This is a genomic window from Burkholderia seminalis DSM 23518, from assembly GCF_902832885.1.
GTDB classification, from domain to species: Bacteria; Pseudomonadota; Gammaproteobacteria; order Burkholderiales; family Burkholderiaceae; genus Burkholderia; species Burkholderia seminalis.
The window spans coordinates 511,347-534,437 of sequence record NZ_CADFDK010000004.1 but is presented as its reverse complement, the minus strand read 5'-3'; the positions used below and the strand labels follow the sequence as shown (position 1 = coordinate 534,437).

Genomic DNA, 23,091 nt, shown 5'->3' with positions numbered 1-23,091 from the left:
CGCCCTGCACGCGCGTCGCTTTCAGGGGTCCGAACCACGCCGCGCGGCACGGCTGCCGCACGCGGCGCCCGTCTCGTAGCCCGCGCGGCGCCCGGGCGCCGGCCCCTTCCTGCCGCTACGAAACAGCGGTGTTCCCGTCGCCGGGGGCGTCCGTACACTCGAACGATCACGTTGCGGCGCGCAGGGCGCCGCGCGTGCCGCGCATTGGGCGGTTCAACGGAGACGAGCATGCTGTTGATCGACGGAGTGGGACTGGGTGTCAACTGGCAGCGCTTCCTGTCGGAAACGCTGAATCCGGTCGTCGCACCGCCGCCCCCGCCGCCTCCGCCGCCGAAAAAGGACGATCCGGCCGCCGGGCCCGCGAGCCCGAGCATCGCCCCGCCGATTCCCGTCACCGCATCGCTGGCCACCGATCCGTCGAAGCCGACCAACGCCGAGATCCAGTCCGCGACGTCGCTGATCCAGAACATGGCCGCGCAATATACGGCGCCGCCGCCCGACATCACCGTCGAGAACGACAAGACGCGCGCGGTGCAGAAAGCGATCCAGGACGCGCAGACGAACTACGACAACGCATCGCAGACGCTGCAGGGCGCGCAGAACGTGCTGCACCTGGTCAACCGCGATCCCGAGTCGACGGCCGACGACCGCAAGACCGCGCAGGCCGACTACGCGAAGGCGCGCACGGCGGCCGACACCGCGCAGCGCGAGCTGAACGTGACCACCGACGCCGGCTACATGATCCTGTACGGCGAACAGGCGAACGCCGACATGCCGGCCGGGATGAAGATCGACGATTCCGGCAAGGTGACGGACGCCGGCGACGCGCAGCACGCGGCCGACCAGCAGTTCAAGACGCTGCTGGCCGCCTTCCCCGATCATGCGAACGATCCGAACTGGGTACCGCAGCCGGGCGACTGCAAGAATCCGCTGCAGATCCGGCTCTACGACGACTGGCAGACCGCCAGCGCGAAGGCGGCCGTGGGCGCGTCGAAATACTTCGCGGACGTCGCGAATTCCAACCTCGCGTATACGCAGTTCCAGTCGTACCTCGCCGATCCGGACTACAAGGCCGCGCTCGATGCGGGCGTCGGGCGGCTGAACGATGCGCTGCAGCCGCTGGAACTGCAGGTCACGATGCCCGACGCCCCCGCTTCGCAGGATGCCGCGCAGCAGGCGGTCACGTCCGCCGCGAAGGATGCGAACTACGCGAACGCCGCGTACGGCGCGGCCAACGACAGCCTGGCGCTCACGAACGCGCAGCAGCGCTACGATTCGGCCAGCGGCAAGGAAGGACCGACGGTGGTCGTCGCGAATGCGGTGTCGGACGCGAAGACCGCGCTCGCCCGCGCGCAGACGGCCGCGAACACGAGCGGCGGTTATCTGCAGATGCTGTCCGCGCAGCGGCAGGTCGACGCGCTGCAGGCCGACTATACGAAGAAGCTGGACGCATCCAACGCGTGGCACAAGGACAATCCGCACGCGATGATCAAGGATCCGCAGGTCGATATGGACCTCGGCGATGCGTATGCGAAGCTCGATCAGGCGAAGCAGCAGGCAAGCATCGCGCACGACGGTTTCGTCGTCGCGTACGGTGCGACGCTCGCGCAGCAGTACGACGATCAGGCATCGCAGATCAAGGCGCAGGTGAACGCGCAATCGATATTCACGAAGCCGAGGCTTCAACCGCCGCTGCTGACGCCGTCGCTGTCGACCGCGAACGGCCTGCCGGGGCTGCCCGCATCGTCGTTGTCGACGGCGACGTCGGCCGCCCCCTCCGGCACGCCGCCGCTGCCGAGCGCATCGCCGCTGGCCCCGCCGACGTTGCCCGGGTCCAACGGCGCAGCGTCGCTGCCCGCGTCGCCGCTGCTCGACAGCCCGTTCCTGCTGCCGCAGTCGTCGGGCCCGTCCGCCGCGCAGGCCGGCCCGACGATGCTCGACGTGAAGCGCATGCAGACCGTCGCGGGCGCGATCCGCGCGGCCGACGGCCGCATGTCGGATTCGGTCAACGAGCGCGCGACCCAGCTCGCGCTGTCGCAGGCGCGCATCCAGCAGACGCAGGCGAAGAGCACGCTCGCGTCGGTGCAGAAGCAGTACGACGACTGGGCAGCCGCGAATCCGCCGCCGATGCGTTTTCGCACCGTCGCGGGCGACGACATGATTCCGGCGCCGTCGATGCCGCGGCCCAACCTTTACCAGGACCCGCTCGACAAGGCGAAGGCGGCCGTCACGCAGGCCGACAATGCGGTGCAACGTCTGCAACTGCTGAGCGAGACGTCGCATCAGCAGGTGTTGATGGATCAATTCGACGCGGGACTCGACGAGCGGCTGCGCTATGCGGCGCCCGACTCTGACGCCGGCAACGACTACAAGAAGGCGCTGCACGACTTCTACGAGGCGCACCGCGGCGAGCTGTCGAACTCGCTGCTCGACGCGGCGAGCGCGAGCACGCAGAACGGCGATACGATCGCGTTCGGCAAGCTGACCGACAACGAGCAGCGCAACCTGATCGGCGTCGCGCTCGGCATGCAGCCCGACGTGCCGAACACGGCATCGTCGAGCGATGGTTCGGATCCCGTATCGCCGACGAAAGACGATGTCGCGCGCTACACCGACAAGGACAAGCTGTCGACGATCAACAGCGTGCGCGACAAGCTGCTGTCGATCGGCGGCGGTGCGACGACGCAGGTCAACGTGCTGCCGATGGTCTACGCCGCCAAGGATGCCGGCATGACCACCAGCGCGCTGTTCAAGGTCAGCGGCAAGGACGGCACGCAATACGTCGACGAGACGGCGAGCACCTACAACGACATCAACGACTACATCGACAACAACGAGCTGTCGAAGGACGGCACCGTCGACATCGCGACCGGTCACAACGCGGACGGCTCGCTGCAGCTCGTGTCGAAGGCCGCGCATCACGAAAGCGGCTTCGACAGTTTCCTGAACACGCTGACCAGCACGGGCCTGAACATCGGCATGATGGTCGGCGGGATGGCGCTCAAAGGTCTCGGCACGCTGCTCGACGGCACCGGCATCGGCGCGATCGTCGGCGTGCCGCTGAACATCCTCGGCGCGGGGATGATGTACACGGCGATCGGCGCGACGATGACGAGCGCGGGCCTCGATCTGGCCAACCGTGCCGACCACGGGCGCAGTCTCAATCCGTTTACCGACGCGGGCGCACGGGCCGACTTCATCAACCTCGTGCCGATGGGCGCGGCGGGCGCCGCGAAGCTCGCCGGCAGCAAGCTGTTCACGCGCGCGGTCACGGCGCTCACGCGCACGCCGAAGGTCGCATCGGTGCTTACCACCGGCGCGCGCGCCACCGCGGTCGTGACGGGCGTGGGCGGCGCGGTCGAGGCGTTCGGCGAAGCGGGCTACGACTATTTCGTCAAGGGCGACACGAAGGCGGCCGGCGAGCAGCTCAAGTCCGGGATCACCAACGTCGCGCTGATGGCCGCCGGTGGCCTCAAGGAACGCGCGGTGACGTCGGTGCGCACGCACACCGGCCGGCCGGTGCCGATCCGCGGGGCCGACGGCGACACCGTCACGGTCGACAGCCAGATGCTCGGCCGGATCCTGAACAAGGGCGACGTGTCGTCGCTCGCCTACGGCCGCACCCGGGCGACGCTCGACGGGGAAGCCGTGAAGGTGTCGCCCGACGGCATGCTGATGGTCGGCGACAAGATCCTGACCTACGACAACCAACCGATCCGCGTGCTCGACAAGACGTCGAGCAAGCAGATGCCGCCCGGCAAATCGGTGGTGCTCGGCGAGGACGGCACGCTGTCCGTCGTGTCGGCCTCGCCGAAGGAATGGACCAACGGCACGCGCATCGACGACGTGACGGGAACCGGCGAGCGCCTGTCGTTCGGCCCGGACGGCGAGATGACCACGACGCCGAACGTCGTCCCGAAGACGCGGCTCGAACTGCTCGATCACACCCTTGCGCAGACGAGCGAAGCGATCCGGCAGGCAAGCGGCGCCGACGCGCAGGCGCCGCGCAGCCTCGCGCAGACGGCCGCCGAAAGCGAAACGGCCAGCACGGCGAACAACGCCCGCAGCACCCAGCGCGCGAGCCAGGAACGCGCGCGCGTCGATCAGCAGCACGACGAAACCGAACTGGACCGCACGTCGGCCGCGCGCAACGACCGGCGCAGCGAGGACGCGCAGGCGTTGCGCACGCGGCCCGCCGACCTCGAGGAACCCGCCGGCGGCGGCACGCGAACGAAGACGGATGGCTCGCCGCCGCGCGTCAACGTGAAAATCGTCGACCTGACGGACGAAGCGCCGGCCGCTCGGCCGGCCGCGCGCGATCCGGCCGCCGTCGCGGTCCCGCGCGGGCCGAGCGCCGAACCGCTGGAGGTCGGCGACCGCACCGTCTATGTCGTGCGCGACCGTATGGCGCAGGACGCGCCTGGCGCACGGCCGTCCGCGTTGCGCCCGCAGGATCTCGACGAGCCGGTGATCGTCGTCGCGGGCGAACATGACGCGGCACTGGCGCCCGAACTCGCGAACCGCTGGCAGAAGCCCGTCTACGCCGCCGCACCCGACGCGTTCGGCGCCGACGGCCAGCTGCGCGCCGACGCACGCGTGCTGCGTTTCGATCCCGCGCCGGAAACCACGGCCGCCGAAACCGGCTTGCCGGGCGCGGCCGCGGCCGACGAAACGCCACCGGCATCGCCCCGCCCGGCTGCCGGCGACGACACGGTGATCGTGCTGGCCGGCAAGCGCGGCCCGAACGAACCGGCGATGCCCCGTACGGCCGCGCCGCCCGAGCCGGTCAAGGCGCTCGACGGCGTGTTCAGCGCGCCGAACCGCGTGCTCGTGCTCGTCAAGCCGGAACGCCCCGGTGCGCCCGAGCGGAACGCGGAGCGGGAAACGGCCGCGGCCGACCGCGGCACGCGCGCGATCGACGACGCGGGCGACCAGACCGCACGCGCACCGACCGGCGGCGAACGTCGCGCCGCAGCGAACGACGACATCGGCCTCGCCGCCGCGCACCCCGAAACGACCGAGACCGCCCCGCCCGACCCCGGCGCATCGAAGCCGGGCTGGGTCACGCGGATGCAGATGCGCTTCGGCGGCGCGGCGCTGCCCGAAGCCGCACAGGCGCTCGCGATGCAGTCGGGCACGCTCGCCACCCAACTGCGCATGCTGCAGGACGCCGGCTGGCGCGTGACGCTCGGCAAGCGCGGCGGCGGCAGCCGCATCGACCCGCGCAAGCGTCGCGTGACGATAGACGGCGCGCTCCAGCATCCGGGCAGCATCACATATACGCTCGCGCACGAAGCGCGCCATGCGGTCGAGGCGATGGCCGGTGTGCTGAATCTCGACTACGGCAACCGCAGCCGCTTCACGCGCAAGGCGCTCGAAGCCGAGGCGCGCGCGCAGATCAACGCGTTCGAGGCACGCTACGAAATCAAGCTCGCGGGCGGCGGCGACATTGCCGCGCATGTGCGCCTGCCCGACGCGATCGAGCGCGAAGGCGCCGCGTGGCGCGCGCCGTCGCACGACTACGCGGGCACGGTCGGACGCCTCGTCGACGCATTCGCGGATGCGCCCGTATCGGGCCGCGACGGCGAGACCTACCGCGACTTCTACGACGACGTGTGGTCGCGCCAGAAGCGCCGCGGCGGCATCCCGCGCCGGATGCCCGCGCCGCAAACGCACGAGACCGCCGACGCGCCGCGCGGCGTGCGCAGCTTCGACGAACGCGTCGCCTGGAGCCGCGCGCATGCCGACTATGCGTCGCCGTTCGGCGACGGGCCCGTGCCTGCCGCGGCCGACCTCCAAGCAGCGCGCAGCCGCCACTTCACGATGCTGCAGGACGAAGGCGTGCTGATGCTGCATGCCGACACGTTGCCGGACGGCACGCTGCTCGCGGATGGACAACCGGCCAGCGTGCATGAATACGCGCTCGACCAGGCGCCGTCGTTCCTGATCAAGGACGGCTATTCGATCGTGCTGTCGGCGAAGCACGGCGGCGATGCGGCTGCCTCGCAGCTCGCGAACCTGTGGCAACGGCCGGTGTATGCGCCGCCCCCGCACGCGGTCGGCGAACGCGCGGCGCTGCTCGACACCGGCGTGTTCCGCCGCTACGACCCGGCGCCCGCGGCACCGCACGATCTCGGGCCGCTGGCGGCCGACGCCGAAGGCGTGCACGTCGAGGGCAATCCGGCCGCGCGGATCGACGTCGAGCGTCACGTCGGCGAACTGCTCGGCGCCGGCGGCGAAAAAACCGTGTTCGCGCTCGGCCACGATGCCGCGCTCGCGGTTTACGACCACGGCCCGCATACGTCGGAAGCCCGCCAGATCGAAGCGGCGATCGACGAGAGCATCGCACTCGACGATCTCGCCGCGTACGACCTGAAGACCGTGACGATGCACGGTCCGTTCTCCGCGCTGAACCGCGTCGCCGTGCTGTACCGGCCGCTGGGCGTGTTCCACAGCTACGGCTTCGAGACGGGCGCGCTGCCGCGCGTGGTGTCGCGCGCGGCGCTCGAGCATATCCGGCAGATTCGCGAAGTCGTCGAACGCACGGGCATCGGCTTCGACCTGCAAGGCCTCTTCACGCGCGGCGGCGATTTCCTGCTGAGCGACCCCGGCCCGATCGGCACGGGCGCGGGCGAGCACTTCACCGCGCTGCAGCGGCTCGCGGTAATCGAGCGCGCGCTGACGCAAGGCCTCGAGCGCGGCAACATCGAACTCGCGCATCCGCGGCTCGCCGAAACGCCGCCGCCCGATGCGTTCGTGCAAAAACCGTCGGTCATCACGCGCGTGCGGATGCGCTTCGGCGGCGCCCCGCTGCCGAAGGAAGCGTACCGGCTGATCGACGCATCGAGCCTGCTGTCTCAGCAGCTTCGGCTCGGCACCGACGCCGGCTGGAAAGTCGTGCGCGGCAAGCCCGGCGGCGGCAGCAAGATCGATACGCGGCGGCGCCGCGTCACGATCGACGGCGGCCTGCGGTCGACCGGATCGATGGTCTACGTGCTCGCGCACGAGGCCCGCCATGCGCTCGAGGCCGCGACCGGCACGCTCGGGCTCGACTACGGCTCGACGCAGGGTTACGTGCGTAGCGCGCTGCTCGCCGAGGCGCGCGCGCAGGTCAACGCATTCGCGGTGCGCGACGAGATCCGGGCGAACCTCGGCGTCGACATCGGCCGCCACGTCGCGCTGCCCGAGGCGATCGCCAACGAATACGGCCGCGCGCGGCCCGGCGACGCGGCCTCGCTCGCGCGCCTCGCCGACGCGTTCGAGCACAGCCCGACGTCGCTCGACGGCGGCGTGACCTACGGCGAGCTGTATCGGCGCCACGCGCAGGCCGCGCGGCGTACCGGGGTCACGATGCCGGCGCCGCGCGACACGGCCGCCACGCTCGCCGAGGAAACGGCATGGTCGCGCGCCCGTCCGGTGAAGACGTCGCCGTTCGACGGCAAGCCGGTAGCCGGCGTCGACGCACTGACGCTCGACCGCTCGGGCCCGCTGTCCTACGACCGCGACGGCCGCATCGTGATCGTGCATGGCGTCACCGACGCGCAAGGCCGCCTCGTCGATCCGGACGGCCGGCCATACACGCCGGTCGAGGTCACGCTCGCGCACCGCTCGGTGCTCGGCCTGCCCGGCTCGTCGGTGATCCTCTCGGCACGCAACGGCCGCGACGCCGCCGCGTGGCTCGCGAACGTCTGGCAGCGCCCCGTCTACGCCCCGCCGACGATCGCGGTCGGGCTCGGTGCCGAGGCACGGCTCGGCCATACGAACGCGTGGCTGCGTTACGATCCGGCGCCGCACCTGCGCCCGGACCTCGGCGCGCTCGAGGTGGACGGCAACGGCGTCCACGTCAGCGGCGATCCGGCCGCCCGCGTGCCGGTCGAGCGCTTCACCGGCGCGGCAACCGGCGCCGGCATCGAGAAGACCGTGTTCGAGCTCGGCCGCCGCAATGCGATCGGCCTCTACCTGGGCACGGACAATCGCGCGATCCTCGGTCACATCGAATCGATCCGCCTCGAACAGGAAGGCCTCGCGGCGCTGCGCGCGCACGGGCTGCGCACGCTCACGGTCGGCGGCCCGTTCGCGGCCTTCGATCGCGTGGCCGTGATGTACGCGCCGTTCGCGTCGCTGAGCAGCCACGACGTGATGGCCGGCGTGCTGCCGGCGCGCGTCACCCGCGACGCATTCGCGCAGCTCGACCGCGCGCGCGACATCACCGCGCGGCACCGCCTGTACTACGACTTCGAAGGCGTGTTCGACGCGCACGGCGACTTCTACCTGAGCGACCCGTCGACGGTCATGACCGATGCGCCGAAGCTGAACGTCGAAGGCATCGTCCGCGAGATCGGCGCGCTGCGCGTGACGCTCGAGGACGGCATCGCGCGCGGCGCGATCGAGCTCGCGCATCCGGGCATCGCCGAACACCTGCCGCCCGACGCATTCGTGCAGAAGCCGTCCGTCATCACGCGCATCCGCATGCGTTTCGGCGGCGCGCCGCTGCCGAAGGCCGCTCATGCGCTGATCGACCGCTCGAGCCTGTTGCGCCAGCAGGTCGCGCTGGCCGGCGAGGCCGGCTGGCAAATCGTGGTGGGCCGGCCCGGGCGCGGCAGCCGGATCGATACCGCGAAGCAGCGGATCGTGCTCGACGGGCAGTTCCACGGCACCGGCACGCTCGTCTATACGCTCGCCCACGAAGCGCAGCACGCGGTCGAGACGATCACGCGCCGCCTCGCGCTCGATCGCTCGTCGCCGGAGGCGCTGACCGACAGTGCGCTGATGGCCGAAGCGCGCGCGCAGGCGAACGCGTTCGCGGTGCGCCGCGAAATCCTCGACGACGGCGGCATCGACATCGCCCGGGACGCCCGCCTGCCCGACGCGATCGCACGGGAAGCCGACCACGTGATGCCCGGCGACGAAGCCGGGCTGCGCCGGCTCGCGGCCGCCTTCGGCGATGCCGCGCCGTCCGTGCCCGGCCACATGAACTATCGCGCGTACTACGCGAACCAGGCCGACGCGATGCATGCGCGCGGCGTGCCGCGCGAGATGCCGGCGCCCGCACCGCAGCCGGCGTCGAACGTGCCGGCCGCCGCCGCGACGGCGGACGCCGCGAGCCGCCGGCATGCGCTCGATCACCTCGCGTCGCACGGCAAGCGCGACCTGGTCCGCATCGACGGTTCGCAGCTCGCGTCGCTCCAGCAGATGAAGGAGGCGTTCGGCACGAATGCGCACGTGCTGATCGCCGAGCATGAACCGCGGCCGGACGCGTCCGTCGAGGCGCGCCATGCGCAGCCGAAGTTCATCGCGAGCATGCGCACCGACGGCAACGGTACGTTCGTCGACAAGGCGTCCGCCGATCCGGCCGCGCCGATCCCGGACGCGGTCTATCGCGCGCTGAAGGACAACGGTGGCGCGCAACGGGCGGACGTCGATTTCTACGTGTCGCCCGTGTCGCTCGCGCAATTGCGCGAGTACGGCGGCGCCGCGCGGATCACCGCGCGCAGCGACGGCCGCACCTGGGAAGCCGAACAGGCGGCGGCGACGCCCGACGCGAGCGTCGTCACGACGCTGAAATCGCTCGCCGACGCGCCGCGTTTTCGCCGGCCGAAGCAGGCGGCGAAGGCGGCCGGCGACGGCGCGACGCTTTACGCGATCGACAAGGAAACCGGCAAGGTGCTCGGCTACGCGACGCGCAACGCCGCGCACGACTGGACCTATCACGAGTCGACCTCGCTCGGCGACGCGACGATCGCACCGCGCGATCTCGGCGCCGCGTTCCGCCGGCGCGCGCGCAATCTGTCCGGCGGCCGGCGCGGCGTGCGATTCGTCGTGACGGACGTCGCGCACGACACGGTCGAGCGCTACGGCGGCTTCGCGCCGGCCGCGATGCGCAAGGCGCTCGGCGACGAGAAGCCGCCGATGCAGAAACTCGGCACGCGCGTGCAGCGCGGCCTCGCGAAGGCCGATCCCGGCGTGCGCCGCAAGATCGCCGAGATCGACGGCACCGACAGTCCGTTGCTGCCGCCGAAGCTCGTCCCGGACAGCGAACAGCTCGCGATCGACTTCAGCGGTGCGAACACGCTGCATCTGATGCGCGCGCTGGAGTTGAAGGCCATCCGCGGCGATCACTACGTGTACGTGTACGAGACCGATCATCCGGTCGCCGAATCGCTGCATGCGCGCCGCGGCATCATCGCGATCCGCGACGGCAACGCGCGCTGGTACGACGACGCCGAGCAATTGCGCGCCCGGCCGGACGCGGGCCGCCCGCTCGACGAGATGCCGCTCGGGCGCGGCCCGTTCGGCGCGAACCAGCACTTCCTGCTGTCGACGCTCGCGCCCGATGCGTTCGATCCGCGCGCGACCGCCACGCAGAAAGCCGCGCTTGCGCAACGGCTCACGCAGTTGCTCGACGAGAAATCGAATTTCGATGCGCTGCCGGCGAAGTTCGACCTCGCGACGCGCTGGATCCGCACGCAGATCGCCAGCCAGATCGATCGCGTGAAAGCGGCGCAGGCCGACCTCGCCGCCGCCCAGCAGGCCGCGCAGCCGGCGGGCGGCGGCACGACCCGCCCCGCCGGCCGGGTGCGCAATGCGCTGCGCGGCAAGGGCGGCCGGCGCAGCCGCCGCGCCGCGAATGCGTCGAATGCGTCGAACGTGCCGGCCGCGCCGAAGCCGCCGAAAACGCCGGCCGCCAAGCCGCTGACGCTGCGGCCATACCAGCCGAGCCTGGGTTCGAGCACGGTCGCGGAATGGGTGATGCGCTACGGCGCCGCCAAGGTGGCCGACTGGTTCCCGACGGTCGACCGCGTGAAGGCGGTCGCCGCACGCCGGAACCAGCCCGATGCCGGCGGCCTCGCGCTGACCGACGAACCGCAGACGATCCTGGCCGACGCACCGATGCTGAAAGCGCTCGGCATCCCCCTTGGTCTCGCGCGCGAGGTGTCGAGCATGCCGTCGCGCGGGCCGGTCGCCGATCCACACGGCGATCACAACCGGTTCGTGAAGTGGATGCAGGCGTACGCCACGCGCCACAGCGCGGCACGCATGATCGACAAGCGCGCGATCCAGGCGTTCGTGCGCGCGCCGGCCGAGATCCAGGACCGCGTCGCACCGATGGCACGTGCGTTCAACCTGCGCGACGATCCGGCGCTCGCGGTGCGCTACATCGACCAATATGGCGGCGCGATGCCGGTGGTGTCGATTCCGGTCGATCCGCACACGCTCGCGGCCGCGCGCGGCGGCAAGCACGACCCGGCGTTCATCCGGCGCGCCCGCCAGTTCGGTTCCCCGATCGGCGCGCGCTACAACGAGGCCGACGCGACGATCACGCGCGAGGCGCCGGACGGCACCACGCGCACGCTCGAGCTCGACGACATCGCGCATCTGCACCAATGGCTCACCGCGGCGTCGCGCTACGGTTTCCAGCTTCGTCTCGAAGCGGCGGCCGGCCGCCCGCTCGTGTCCGCGGACGACCGCCGCACGATCGCCGGCACCAACGACAGCTACGCCGAATACACGCGGCTCATGACATCGTTCGAGCGCTGGTCGCACGATCACCCCGGCGCACCCGCGCCGAACGTGATGCTGAGCTTTCACGGGTGGGACGCCGTGCTCGAACCGGTGCCGGGCGCCGGCCACGTCGAGCTGCTCGATGCGCTGCTCGACCGCAAGGCGATCGACTGGCTGCACGTCGGGCTGTCGTACGGCACGCACGGGACCGACTTCATCGCGAACCAGGACCTGACGCGGGCGCTGGCGGAACGGATCGTCGACTATTACCAGACCGACCGTCACGGCAAGTTCGCCCGGCTGCACGGCGCCGACGCGCTCACGCGCGTCTTCGAACCGGTGAGCCCCGAGGCGTTCGCGAACCAGCAGCAGGTGCTGTTCGCGGAAATCGCGCGCATCGGCAAGTCGAAAGGCCTGTCCGACGACGCGCTCGCGACGCTGCGCAGCGAACTGTACGAACGCAACACGACCGCGCTCGTCAACCAGGCGCGCAAGGCGACGATCGAGCATGCGATGACGCAGTGGGCGTCGGCCGACCATCCGCCCGCCACGCGCACCGAAAAACTCGCCCGCCGCTTCGGCGAACGCTGGCTCGCGGAAGCCGGCGGCCGCGCGCCGGCACGCGGCACCGTCGTGACGAGCGCCGATCCCGCCGGGCCGCTGGCCGACAGTCGCGCCTACTGGCAGTCGGTGGTCGAGCGTGAAGCGCTGAAGAACGATCCGTCGAAGCCGATCAGCGTCGGCCGGCAGATCGCGGCGAACCCGAAACAGGCCAAGATGATCGAGGAACTGCAGGCGCTCGCGCAGATCAACGCGCTGCGCGTGCACCGGCCGTCGTTCCGCAAGGCGGAGCTGTGGAAGTCGATCGGCTTCAGCTCGCTCGTCACCGGGGCGGGCGCGCTCGTGATCGCCGATACGCTCGGTGCGACGCACGTGCTGCGGCACGACATGCTGAGCAGCGCGACGTCGTCGTTCCTGCTGGGCTCGCGTCTCGGCCGCGTGTTCCAGGTCATGCACCAGGGCGCGGTGCGCAGCCTGCAGGCCGGTGATCCGAAGGCCGCGCAGGCGGTCCTCACGCGGCTCGAAGTGACGCTGTCGCGGCAGTTGCGCTCGGGCGCGCACGATTACGGCCAGAACCGGCGCGCCCAGCTGGAGCAAATCTCGAACGAAGCGCGGACGCTGGCCGCGCAGTACGTCGAACTGAATCGCGTCGGGCTGATGAGTTTCGACGACGCGACCACCCACATCAAGGCGCTCGCCGCGGACGTGCTCGCGCAGATGCAGGGCACCGTCGGCGGCACGTCGCTGCAGCAGCTCCATACCGGCAACCCGCGTCACCTGTTCGGGATCGCGGGTCGCGCGGGCGCCGCGATCACGTCGACCGCGACGCTCGCGGTCGGCATCAGCGGCGTCGTGCACGCGCACGGCGCGTTCGATCTCGCCTACGGCTCGGCCGCCATCGCGAGCGGTGCGTTGGGTGCCACGTACGCGGGGCTCGTCTATACGATCGGCGCGCACCGCGTGAATGCCGACAAGCGCAGCCGCATCGTGCGCTTCACCGATTCGGCGAGCGACTTCATGGCCGTCGCGTACGGCGGTCTCGGCACCGGCGTGCAGTGGAGCGGCGGCCATTACGATCTCGCCATCGCGACCGGCGTGTCCACCGCGCTGCTGCTCGGCGGGCGCCTGAACACGCATTTCCCGAACGCGACGCCGCTGATCAAGAAGATCCCCACGGCCGTCGTGCTGATTCCGGTCGGCGCGTTCGCGTACAAGCTGATCGAAGGTCTGTGGACGACGTTCTTCGGCTCGGGGTCCGGCGCGTCGAATCAGTCGAATCAGTCGAATTCGTCGCAATCGCATCTCGCACCCGGCGCGTCGCCGAGCGCTTCGGCCCATCCTTCGGCCAGCGCCGCGCCGAGCGCTTCGGCGACCGCGTCGCCCGGTACCTCGCCTGCCGCGCCGGCTTCACCGTCGGCCAGCGCCACGCCGTCGACCGCGCAACCGTCCGGGTCGCCGCAGCCCTATATCGTCGTGGCCGGCGATTCGCTGTGGGTGATCGCCGACCGGCATCGCCAGTCGCTGCTCGACGCCGCGCACGTGTCGCGCGCCGACCAGCAGGCGATGCCGCGCGGCAAGCAGGATATGCTCGCACTCAACGAGATCCTGCAGCTCAATCCGTCGGTTTCACGCGATCCGAACCAGTTGTCGGTCGGCACGCCGCTGATCGTGGGCTGATATCGGCGCGCCGTCCGCGGGGCGCCGATATCACGCCGCATCACGCCGCCCGCTGATGTTCCAGCCACGCCTGGAACATCAGCACCGTCCACAACGGGTGCTGCCAGTTCATCCGGCCGGTCTGGTGCTGCCGCCACAGCCGCTCGACCGCGGTCGCGTCGAAGAAGCCTTCTTCGCGCAGCCGCGACGGGCGCAGCAGCGCCTCGGCCCAGTCGCGCAGCGCGCCGCGCAGCCAGTGATCGACGGGCGCGCAGAAGCCCTGCTTGGGCCGGTCGATCAGCGCGGACGGCACGTACCGGTCGAGCAGCCGGCGCAGCAGCGCCTTCGACTGCCCTTCCGGCAAGCGCACGGACGCCGGCACGCGCCACGCGAATTCGACGACGTGATGATCGAGGAACGGCATGCGCGTCTCGAGGCTCACGGCCATCGCCGCGCGATCGACTTTCGCGAGAATGTCGGTCGGCAGGTAGGTGAGCGTGTCGATCGCCATCGCCTGCTCGGCGAAGCTCAGGTGCGCGGGCCACGCCGACACCGTGTCGAGCGGCGTCGGCGGCTCCTGCCCCGACAGCGCGATCCGCTCGGGATGATGCACCGACGACATCAGCAGCCGGTACAGCCCGATGCGGCTCTCGGCCGTCATCACGTGGCCGAGCTTGTGCAGGCGATCGCCGATGCGCGTCGCCGTGTCGCGCGCCTCCACGCCGCCCCACGCGCCCTGCGCGACGGCCGCGAGCTGGTCCGCGTGATCGGGCCGCAGCGCATGCAGCGCGGCCGCGATCCGCGCCCGCACGGCCGCCGGCACGCGGTGCAGCTTGCGCCACAGGCGCGGCGTCAGGAAGTAGCGCGTATAGCCGCCGAACAGCTCGTCGCCGCCGTCGCCGGACAGGCTCACCTTCACGTGCCGGCGCGTCAGTTCCGACACGAGGAAGGTCGGGATTTGCGACGCATCGGCGAACGGCTCGTCGTAGATCGACGGCAGCTTCGGGACGACGCCGAGCGCATGGTCGGCCGTCACGTAGAGTTCGGTATGGCGTGTGCCGAGGTGGCGCGCGACGGCCTTCGCGTAACCGGCTTCGTCGTAGCCGGCCTCGTGGAAGCCGATCGTAAACGTGTCGACCGGCGTCGACGATTGCGCCTGCATCAGCGCGACGATCGTCGACGAATCGATGCCGCCCGACAGGAACGCGCCGAGCGGCACGTCCGCTTCCATCTGCCGCGCGACGGCCCGGCGCAGGATCGCGTCGAGCTGGTCGACGGCTTCGTCGGCATTGCCCTCGAACGGCTGCGCACGGCCCGCCTCGATCGTCTGCTCGAGCGTCCAGTACGCCCGCACGCGCGGCGTGTCGCGCGCATGCTCGAACTGGATGTAGGTGCCGGGCGGCAGCTTGTGGATGCCGCGATAGATCGTGTAAGGCGCAGGCACGCTCGACTGACGCAGGTACAGGCACAGCGCGTCGCGATCGATCGCGCCGTCGAAACCCGGATAACCGCGCAGCGCCTTCAGCTCGGACGCGAACACCAGCGCGTCGCCGATCCGGCCGTAGTAGAGCGGCTTCTCGCCGATCCGGTCGCGTGCGAGCGTCAGCACGCGCGACGCGCGATTCCACAGCGCGAACGCGAACATGCCGGTCGCGCGGCGCAACGTTGCCTCGATACCCCACGCGACGATCGCCGCGATCAGCACCTCGCTGTCGGAGTGGCCGCGCCACGCCGGTGCGCGACCCGCGCGCTCGAGCTCCGCGCGCAGTTCGCGATGGTTGTAGATTTCGCCGTTGAAGACCATGACGTAGCGGCCGCACGCGGATGCCATCGGCTGCCGGCCATGCACCGACAGGTCGAGGATCGCAAGTCGCCGGTGGCCGAGCGCGATGCCGGCTTCCGGGTCGACCCAGATCCCCTGCCCGTCCGGCCCGCGATGCGCGAGGCTCGTCGTCATTCGCGCGAGCGTGCCGCGCGCTGTCTCCTCATCGAAGGCGACGCTATTCAGAAAGCCGTCGATTCCGCACATTTGATTTGTCTGCCCCTGTTGACCTGTTCCGTCATGTACCGCGCAAACTCGCGGCCGCCGTCGGGCGTGACGGTCGGGCCATATTACGAAGAAATAAATCAGCAATAATTCACTGGTGAACGCAGACGAAATCCGGAAAAAAACCCGCGTCAAGCCCCGGGGGCGGATCGCCCCGCCAAGGGGCCATATCGAACGGGAATGGACGGCCGATGCGCGACGCGCGCAGGAAATAAGGGCGGCATGCACAAACGCTCACCGCCACCGCGCCACGCCGCGTCACCCCCCGCCGGTCGCCCATTTCAGCAACTGCGCGACCTCGCGGAAATGCTGCGGCTGAATCGTGCCGTTCTCGGGCGTCGTCTCGTACAGCGCCTGGGCGAGCCCGACGTTCGCGAGCGTCGGGCGCAACGCGTCGCGGGCGAGCCGCACGATCCGCTCGGCCGCGTCGCCCTCGCCGCGCGCGAGCACCCACGGCAGCGTGCCGATCCCGCCGTAATAGAGCGCCACCGCGACGCGCGGCGAATACACGACCACCGACGCGTAGCCGATACGGTCGGGCAGCGACGCGAACTGCGCTTCGCGCGCGAGCTGCCGGCGCTTCGCCTCGATGTGCGGATCGCCTTCGTCCTCCTTGTGCTCGCGCCGCACTTCGTCGATCGACATCTTCATCTTCTGGTTGAACTCGTGCCGCTGGTGCACGATGTCGATCAGCGCCATCACGATGTAGATCAGCGCGGCCCAGCCGAACAGCAGCATCAGCAGCTTCACGATCAGCGCGAGGATCGAGACCGGCCGCGTGAAACCCGACTGCACCGCCGGGTCGAGCGACTCGACGATCAGCCAGCCGAGCGTCGCGACCAGCAGCGCCGTCTTCAGCAGCATCTTCGCGAGATTGACGAGGTTGCGCAGCGACCACAGGTTCTTCATGCCCTCGGCCGGATTGAGCCGCGACAGCTGCGGCACGAGACGGCTCCACGCCATCACGCCGCCCACCCGCACGAAGCCCGCGAGCAGCCCGGCCAGCAACCCGGCCGCGACGATCTGCGCGGACAGCGTCGCCCAGTCGCGCGCGGCGCCGTCGATCAGCACCGCGAGCCGCGCGGCCGGGTCCGCCGCGCCCACCGCGTCGAACACGAGCCGGAACAGCGCCTGCAGCCGCGCGAACAGCGAACCGATGCCCACCGCGAGCGCGACGCACACGCCGACGAAGAACGCCGACGAAACCGTCTCCGCGCTCTTCGGCACGTCGCCTTTCTCGCGCGCCTCGCGCAGGCGCTTCGCGGTCGGCTTCTGGTCCTTTTCGGCCATGTCGGTGCCGCCGCGCTCAGCCGCCGCCGTGCGCGGCGAACAGCGCGCGCAGCAGCGCCATCAGCCCGCTGTCGGGGCTCAGCAGCGAATGCAGCGACGCGTACACCACCGGCAGGAACAGCATCATCATCAGCAGGGCCAGCGCGCTCTTCAGCGGCTGCGAGAACACGAAGATGTTCAGCTGCGGCACCGCGCGCCCGACGAGGCCGATGCCGAGCTCGACAAGGACCAGCACGATCGTCACCGGCGCCGCGAGCTTCACCATCCATTCGAAGATCGTGTCGGTCTGTCGCACGATGAAGGTCTGCAGCATCGACGAGAAATCGGGGCCGAGCGAACCGATCGGCCACCACGCGTACGACTGCGCGAACAGCTGCACCAGCACCTGCAGGCCGCCCGCCGTGACGAACAGCGTGATCGCGACGAAATTCAGGAATCCCGACGTCGGACCGCCCTCGTGCCCGCCCATCGGATCGAAGAACGCGGCGCTGCCGCTGCCGGTCTGGAAGTCGATCAGGTAACCGACGCCCTGGATCGCGAACAGCACCGCGCTGAACGCACCCGCGAGCAGCATGCCGACCACCGCCTCCTTCGCGACGAGCAGGCACCACATCAGGAACGGCAGCGCGGCCACCTGCGCGGAATCGATCGCGGGCGCGACGAATGCGGCGATCACGACGGCGATCCCGTTGCGCACGAGGCCCGTGATGATCTGCTCGTTGAACACCGGCACGACGAACATGACCGGCAACAGGCGCGGCATCACGTAGAGCAGCGGCCGCAGCGTGCCCGCGACGTCGTTGAAACCCGCGGCCTGATCTAGCATCGGCGCTCCGCGGCCGCGGGTGGCGCGGCATCGTCGGCCGCGGCCTCGCCAGCCGGGCCGGACATCTCCGCATCGAACGCGGCGGCCGCTTCAGGCGGCGTGGACGCATGACCGGCCGTATCGCCCGCCCCGGCCACCCCGGCCACCCATGCGCCGGCCGTCGAGAAACGCCGCACCGCGTAACCGTCCGCGACTTCGTCGGCGTCGCGCTCGATCCGGGCGGCGCGCGCCTGCAGCGCCTTCTCGCCGGCCTTCTCGAGCTTGTCCTCGGCGGCCTTCGCCTTGCGCGCGGCGCGCTGCAGGTCGGCGAGCGTCGCCTCGTGGCCGCGATGCAGGTGCGCGGCCTGGTTCACCGATGCGTTCGCGGTGCCGATGTGGCGGTCGAACGTGCGTGTATCGGCCGCGGCCTCCTGCAGCGCGCGCGCCTCGCGCAGATCGTCGGCGAGCCGCACCTGGATCGCGGCCTTCGCGGCAACCTGTTGCGCAAGCTGCGCTTGCGCGGCATCGAGCGCGCGACGGCTCTGCGCGGCGACGCCCTGCTGGCGCGCGGCCGCGACGCGGGCGATCTGGCTGCGCATCTCGCGCACGCGCTTCAGGCGCGCGAGCGTCGCGAGCACGAGGCGGTCGTCGGTTTCAGACATGATCGTTCGCCAGCTTCATCAGCTTCGCGAGCTGCGCATCGAAACGCACGTCCTCGTTCGACGCCTGCGCGCAGAACGCGCCGATCGCGTCGCGCGCGCGCAGCGCGAGATCGCCGAGCCGGTCGCTGCCTTCGCGATACTCGCCGATCTGCACGAGCAGCTCGATCTCCTGGTACTTCGCGATCAGCTCGCGCACGCGCGCGGCCGCCTGCTGGTGCGCGCGGCTCGCGACGAGCGGCATCACGCGCGACAGGCTCGCGAGCACGTCGATCGCCGGATAGCGGTTCGCGAGCGCGATCTTGCGCGAGAGCACGATATGGCCGTCGAGGATCGAGCGCACTTCCTCGGCGATCGGGTCCGATTCCTCGTCCCCTTCGACGAGCACCGTATAGAGTGCGGTGATCGACCCGTGCGCACCCTGCCCCGCACGCTCGAGCAGGCGCGGCAGCACCGCGAACGTCGACGGCGGGAAGCTGCGCCGCGTCGGCGGCTCGCCGCTCGCGAGGCCGACCTCGCGCTGCGCGCGGGCAAAACGCGTCAGCGAATCGACCAGCAGCAGCACGCGCTTGCCCGCGTCGCGGAAGTGCTCGGCGATCGCGGTCGCGACCAGCGCGGATTTCACGCGCTCCATCGCGGGGCGATCGGAGGTCGATACGACGACGATCGACCGCGCGCGCACCTCCGGCGACAGGCTGTGCTCGATGAATTCGCGCACCTCGCGACCGCGTTCGCCGACGAGCGCGATCACGTTCACATCGGCCTGCGCACCGCGCGCGATCATCCCGAGCAGCGTGCTCTTGCCGACGCCGGACGGCGCGAAGATGCCCACGCGCTGCCCGACGCCGAGCGTCATCAGGCCGTCGATCACGCGCACGCCGGTCGGAAACGGCGTGTCGATCATCTTGCGCGCGAGCGGATTCGGCGGGTCCTGCTGCGTCGACACCCACGCGGCGCCCGTCACGGGCCCGCGATCGTCGAGCGGCCGGCCGAGCCCGTCGAGCACCCGGCCGAACAGCCCTTCCCCCACCGGAAACACATGCTCGCGCCCGGACGGCACGACGGTCGTCTCCGGCGACAGCCCGGCCACGTCGCCGAGCGGCGTGAGCAACGTCGTCTGCCGCGAAAAACCGACCACCTCCGCGAGCAGCGTCGGCTGGTTCGGCGTGCGCAACTCGCAGATCTCGCCGAGCCGCGCGCGGATGCCCGTCGCGTTCAGGATCTGCCCGACCGCGTGATTGACGCGACCCTGCACCGATACCGGCGAGAAGAACGCGAGCCCCGCGTCGAGTTCGCCGACGAGGCGGCCGCGATCGAACGGCGCGCCGTCGTCGTCACCGCCGAACGGTTGCGGATCGTCGAGCGGCGCGTTCATCGCGCGGCGCCCTTCAGCGCATCGCGGCGGATCGCCTGGCGCAGCGCGTCGATCTGCAGGTCGAGACTCGCGTCGATGCGCCCGGACGGCGTCTCGACCGTGCACGCGTGGCGCTCGAGCCGCGCGTCCTCGACGATGCGGATCTTCTGCCGGTTCGACTGTCCGGCGAACGCGCCGTCGAGCGCGTCGCGCATCTCGTCCTGGCGGCCGGGCGCGACATGCACGACCAGAAACGCCTCGTCGCGCACGAGCGGCGCGATCCGCGCGAGCGCGGCCTCGTACAGCTTCTGCGTGCTCATCTCGCCGACGATCGCGCGCACGGCTTTCACGACGATATCGGCCATCGCATCCTTCATCGTCTCCATCGTGCGCGTGGCGGCAAGCGCCTGCGCGTAGGCCTGCGCGGCCTGCTCGCGCTGCGCGCGGCGCATCCCTTCGTCGTAGCCGGCCGCCTGGCGCTTGTCGAATTCGCGCTGCGCGTCGGCGACGATGCGCGCGGCCTCTTCATGCGCGGTCGCGATCACCGCGGACGCATCGAGCAGCGCCGCGTACTCGCGCTCCTTGAGCACCTTGCGCTCCGACAGCAGCTGCAGATTGTCGCTCGTGATCAGAAAAGCCAGTCCCATGACGCAAGCCTCTCGGGAATCAGAAACAGGAACATCAGTTCGCCGAACTGGTCGCGCTGAGCGCGATTCAGCCAGTAAGGCGCCTCGTCGTCGATCGCGCGGTTGAATTTCAGGCGCACGCGCCGCGCGACCGCCTCGCCGGCCGCGCCGATGAAATCCGCGAGCAGCCGGCCGCCGCGCGCGCGGATCACGACCGGCAACGCGGCGGGATCGGCACGCCACGGTTCGAGCGTTTCCGCCAGCGCGCCGAATTCCGGCGCGCGTTCGAGCACGAGGTCCAGCGCGTCGCCGCCGAGCCGCGCCGCGACTTCCGCGCGGACGCGGCGCCCGGCCAGCGCGTCGCGCAGCCACGCGCGATGCAGCAGCAGCCCCGCATACGCGGCCAGTTGCTCGAGCGCCGCGCCCGGCAGCAGCGCGAGCCGCGCGCACGGGTTCGCGACGTCGAAGTCGTGCCGGCCGGCCACGTCGTTCGCCGCGAGCAGGTGCCGCGCGAGCAGCTTGCGGCCGGCCGCGCCGAACGCGTCCGGCGAGCGGTAGCGCGCGGGCCAGTCGGCCGGCACGCGCGTCACGTGCAGGTAGCGGTCGGGCCGCAGGTTGAAGTCGCAGACGAGCGCATGAAACGCCGCGCGGCGCGGCGCGGGCGGTGCCGCGAGCGGCTGCAGCCACGGCAGCGGCGCGGCGTCGGCCGGGTTGAGCCCGTCGCCCGGCGGCGGCGCGTGCGGATCGCTCATGCGCCGTCGCGCGCACCGTCCGCCGCGCGCAGGCCGCCGCCCGGCTGCGACGCGCCGCCGGCACCGTTCGCCCCGCGCGGCGCACCGAGCAGGCCCGCGAGCCGCGCGCCGAACATCCCGCGCCGCGCGGCCGACAGCGCGATGACCGCGCAAGTCAACAGGATCAGCGCGAACACGAGCCAGCCGAGCGGCGAACGCAGCCGCAGGACGTCCGACACCGCGCTGCCGATCCCGTCCACGCGTGTCGCGCGCGCGGCGGCCGGCTGCAGGAACAGCGACACGTTGTCGTACTGCAGCCCTTCGATGCTGTGCGCGACGAGATCCTTGACCATCGGCGCCATCGCGCGCAGGTCGACGCCGGGCCGGTAGCGGATGTAGACGGCCGCCGACGACGGCTTGATCTTGTCCGCCAACGGATCGTTCTCGGGAATCACGACCTGCACGCGCGCGACCACGACGCCCTCGATGTCCTGCAGCGTGCGCGACAGATCCTGCGACACGCCGTACAGGTAGCGCACGCGCTCCTCGGCGGGCGTCGACACGAGGCCCTGCTTCTGGAACAGCTCGCCGAGGCTCGCATAGCTCGGCTTCGGCAGCCCGTTCGCCTGCAGCACCGTGAGTGCCGACTGCATGTCGCCGTCCGCGACGCTCACGAGCCACGCGTTGCGGTCCGACGTGTCGCGCGCGTCGTTGTCCTTCGACGCGCTGATGCCCGCGTCGCCGAGCACGGCGACCATCTGGTTCGCGTCGCGCTCCGACAGGCCCGAGTACAGCTCCTTCTGGCACCCGGCCAACAGCACGAGCAGCCCCGCGAGCAGCGCGCGCGCCGCCCGGCTGCGCCACGCATGCACGCGCGGCGTCGAATCGATCGTCGTCATCGTTTGTCCGCTTCAGGGCGCGCGAGACCGGATCCGGCCCACGCGCGCCATCACTCCTGCGTCTTCAGCACCGTGTGCGTGAAGCCGTTCGCCGCCTGCGCGACCGACAGGCTCAACTGGTATTCCGAAATCGTGGTGGTCGCCGTCCACTGGAAGTCCATCGCCTTCACCATCGTCATCAGCGGGTCGCTGCGGCTGTCCGCCATCGACGTCAGCATCTCGCTGCGATGCTTGTCGATGTTCGCGTACCGCGAATCGAGATCGTTGCCGTAGGTGCGCAACCGCTCGACGAGCGACGACTGGTTCGCCTGCGCGGGCGTCATCTGCACGGCCGGCGCCGCATCCGCCGGCGCGCGCGACATCGCGACGCCCGACGCGGACGGCGGGGCCGCCGCCGATGCCCCCGGCTGCATCAGCGCATCGAACTGGCGCACCTGCGCCGGATCGGACGCCGCACCCGTTTGCTGCTGCGCGGCGCTCGCGAGCGCGGCCGCGCCCGGCGGCGCCGCGCCTACGCCTGTCACTGACATGTTCATGCCCTCCTCGAGTGGCCGACGCCGGACCGGATCGGTCGGGCCAGCCCGGAACAAACCGGCCGGCACGCACGCATCCGCCGCCGGACGCCCTGCTCGGGCAGACCCGGCGCGCGGCCACGCGCGGCACGGCCGGCGACCGGCGTCATGCGCGGCCGGCCGAGCTCAGGTGCTGCGCAACCTGGGCGTTCGCCGTCCCCTCTTGCGCGGTCACTGCGTTGCTGGTTTCGAACGTCGCCGTCGACTGCTGGACCTGGAAGTTGATCTTCGTCAGTTCGAGCTGCGTCTTGGTCAGGTCGTCGGCCTGCTGCTGGACCTGGTTCGTGTTGGTTGCACCACCTGCTGCCTGCGTACCCATGTTGTGCTCCTTTAAGTGAAGTTCATCCACCTTCCGGCGGCGGCCCCATGCCCCGCCGGCGACGTGAGCC

The 23,091-nt window shown here is 70.9% G+C and carries 11 protein-coding genes; 1 reads left to right on the top strand and 10 read right to left on the bottom strand.

Annotated elements, in window-relative coordinates; all coding sequences use genetic code 11:
• The first annotated feature begins 228 nt into the window (after window positions 1-228).
• On the top strand, window positions 229-13,740 hold the full coding sequence (locus HWX00_RS16510; protein WP_175029174.1) for an LWXIA domain-containing protein: 13,512 nt from the start codon (window positions 229-231) through the stop codon (window positions 13,738-13,740).
• 40 nt (window positions 13,741-13,780) lie between these two features.
• Here HWX00_RS16510 and asnB read toward each other — a convergent pair whose 3' ends face one another.
• The 10 genes from asnB to HWX00_RS16460 form a co-directional block, all read right to left on the bottom strand.
• Window positions 13,781-15,748 (bottom strand): asparagine synthase (glutamine-hydrolyzing), encoded by a 1,968-nt coding sequence (gene asnB, locus HWX00_RS16505; RefSeq protein WP_034189407.1) that lies wholly within the window; start codon window positions 15,746-15,748, stop codon window positions 13,781-13,783.
• A 276-nt stretch (window positions 15,749-16,024) separates the two neighbouring features.
• On the bottom strand, window positions 16,025-17,056 hold the full coding sequence (locus HWX00_RS16500; RefSeq protein WP_175029175.1) for an EscU/YscU/HrcU family type III secretion system export apparatus switch protein: 1,032 nt from the start codon (window positions 17,054-17,056) through the stop codon (window positions 16,025-16,027).
• 16 nt (window positions 17,057-17,072) lie between these two features.
• Window positions 17,073-17,882: a type III secretion system export apparatus subunit SctT gene (sctT, locus tag HWX00_RS16495; protein WP_034189405.1), complete on the bottom strand. Its 810-nt coding sequence runs from the start codon at window positions 17,880-17,882 to the stop codon at window positions 17,073-17,075.
• On the bottom strand, window positions 17,876-18,523 hold the full coding sequence (locus HWX00_RS16490) for a hypothetical protein (protein ID WP_175029176.1): 648 nt from the start codon (window positions 18,521-18,523) through the stop codon (window positions 17,876-17,878). Before HWX00_RS16490 ends, sctT begins: the two co-directional genes overlap by 7 nt.
• The gene (gene sctN, locus HWX00_RS16485; RefSeq protein WP_175029177.1) at window positions 18,516-19,895 is read right to left on the bottom strand and encodes a type III secretion system ATPase SctN; all 1,380 of its coding nucleotides are present in this window, start codon (window positions 19,893-19,895) and stop codon (window positions 18,516-18,518) included. The genes HWX00_RS16490 and sctN overlap by 8 nt, the downstream gene beginning before the upstream one ends.
• Window positions 19,892-20,521, bottom strand: a complete 630-nt coding sequence (gene sctL, locus HWX00_RS16480; RefSeq protein ID WP_034189402.1) for a type III secretion system stator protein SctL — start codon at window positions 20,519-20,521, stop codon at window positions 19,892-19,894. Before sctL ends, sctN begins: the two co-directional genes overlap by 4 nt.
• On the bottom strand, window positions 20,503-21,252 hold the full coding sequence (locus HWX00_RS16475) for a SctK family type III secretion system sorting platform protein (RefSeq protein ID WP_175868123.1): 750 nt from the start codon (window positions 21,250-21,252) through the stop codon (window positions 20,503-20,505). The genes sctL and HWX00_RS16475 overlap by 19 nt, the downstream gene beginning before the upstream one ends.
• Window positions 21,249-22,130 carry a type III secretion system inner membrane ring lipoprotein SctJ gene (sctJ, locus tag HWX00_RS16470; protein ID WP_034189400.1) on the bottom strand — a complete coding sequence of 294 codons (882 nt, stop codon included), beginning with the start codon at window positions 22,128-22,130 and terminating at the stop codon, window positions 21,249-21,251. The genes HWX00_RS16475 and sctJ overlap by 4 nt, the downstream gene beginning before the upstream one ends.
• Window positions 22,131-22,180: 50 nt before the next feature.
• Complete coding sequence (locus HWX00_RS16465; RefSeq protein WP_034189520.1) at window positions 22,181-22,660, bottom strand: hypothetical protein; 480 nt, start codon at window positions 22,658-22,660, stop codon at window positions 22,181-22,183.
• A gap of 148 nt (window positions 22,661-22,808) precedes the next feature.
• A complete protein-coding gene (locus tag HWX00_RS16460; RefSeq protein WP_034180511.1) occupies window positions 22,809-23,021 on the bottom strand; it encodes a hypothetical protein in 213 nt (70 codons plus the stop codon).
• Window positions 23,022-23,091: the final 70 nt, after the last annotated feature.

Excerpts from the sequence above, each read along its gene's own strand:
- HWX00_RS16510 (WP_175029174.1), top strand. The coding sequence starts at position 229 with ATGCTGTTGATCGACGGAGTGGGACTGGGTGTCAACTGGCAGCGCTTC.
- asnB (WP_034189407.1), bottom strand. The coding sequence starts at position 15,748 with ATGTGCGGAATCGACGGCTTTCTGAATAGCGTCGCCTTCGATGAGGAG.
- HWX00_RS16500 (WP_175029175.1), bottom strand. The coding sequence starts at position 17,056 with ATGGCCGAAAAGGACCAGAAGCCGACCGCGAAGCGCCTGCGCGAGGCG.
- sctT (WP_034189405.1), bottom strand. The coding sequence starts at position 17,882 with ATGCTAGATCAGGCCGCGGGTTTCAACGACGTCGCGGGCACGCTGCGG.
- HWX00_RS16490 (WP_175029176.1), bottom strand. The coding sequence starts at position 18,523 with ATGTCTGAAACCGACGACCGCCTCGTGCTCGCGACGCTCGCGCGCCTG.
- sctN (WP_175029177.1), bottom strand. The coding sequence starts at position 19,895 with ATGAACGCGCCGCTCGACGATCCGCAACCGTTCGGCGGTGACGACGAC.
- sctL (WP_034189402.1), bottom strand. The coding sequence starts at position 20,521 with ATGGGACTGGCTTTTCTGATCACGAGCGACAATCTGCAGCTGCTGTCG.
- HWX00_RS16475 (WP_175868123.1), bottom strand. The coding sequence starts at position 21,252 with ATGAGCGATCCGCACGCGCCGCCGCCGGGCGACGGGCTCAACCCGGCC.
- sctJ (WP_034189400.1), bottom strand. The coding sequence starts at position 22,130 with ATGACGACGATCGATTCGACGCCGCGCGTGCATGCGTGGCGCAGCCGG.
- HWX00_RS16465 (WP_034189520.1), bottom strand. The coding sequence starts at position 22,660 with ATGTCAGTGACAGGCGTAGGCGCGGCGCCGCCGGGCGCGGCCGCGCTC.
- HWX00_RS16460 (WP_034180511.1), bottom strand. The coding sequence starts at position 23,021 with ATGGGTACGCAGGCAGCAGGTGGTGCAACCAACACGAACCAGGTCCAG.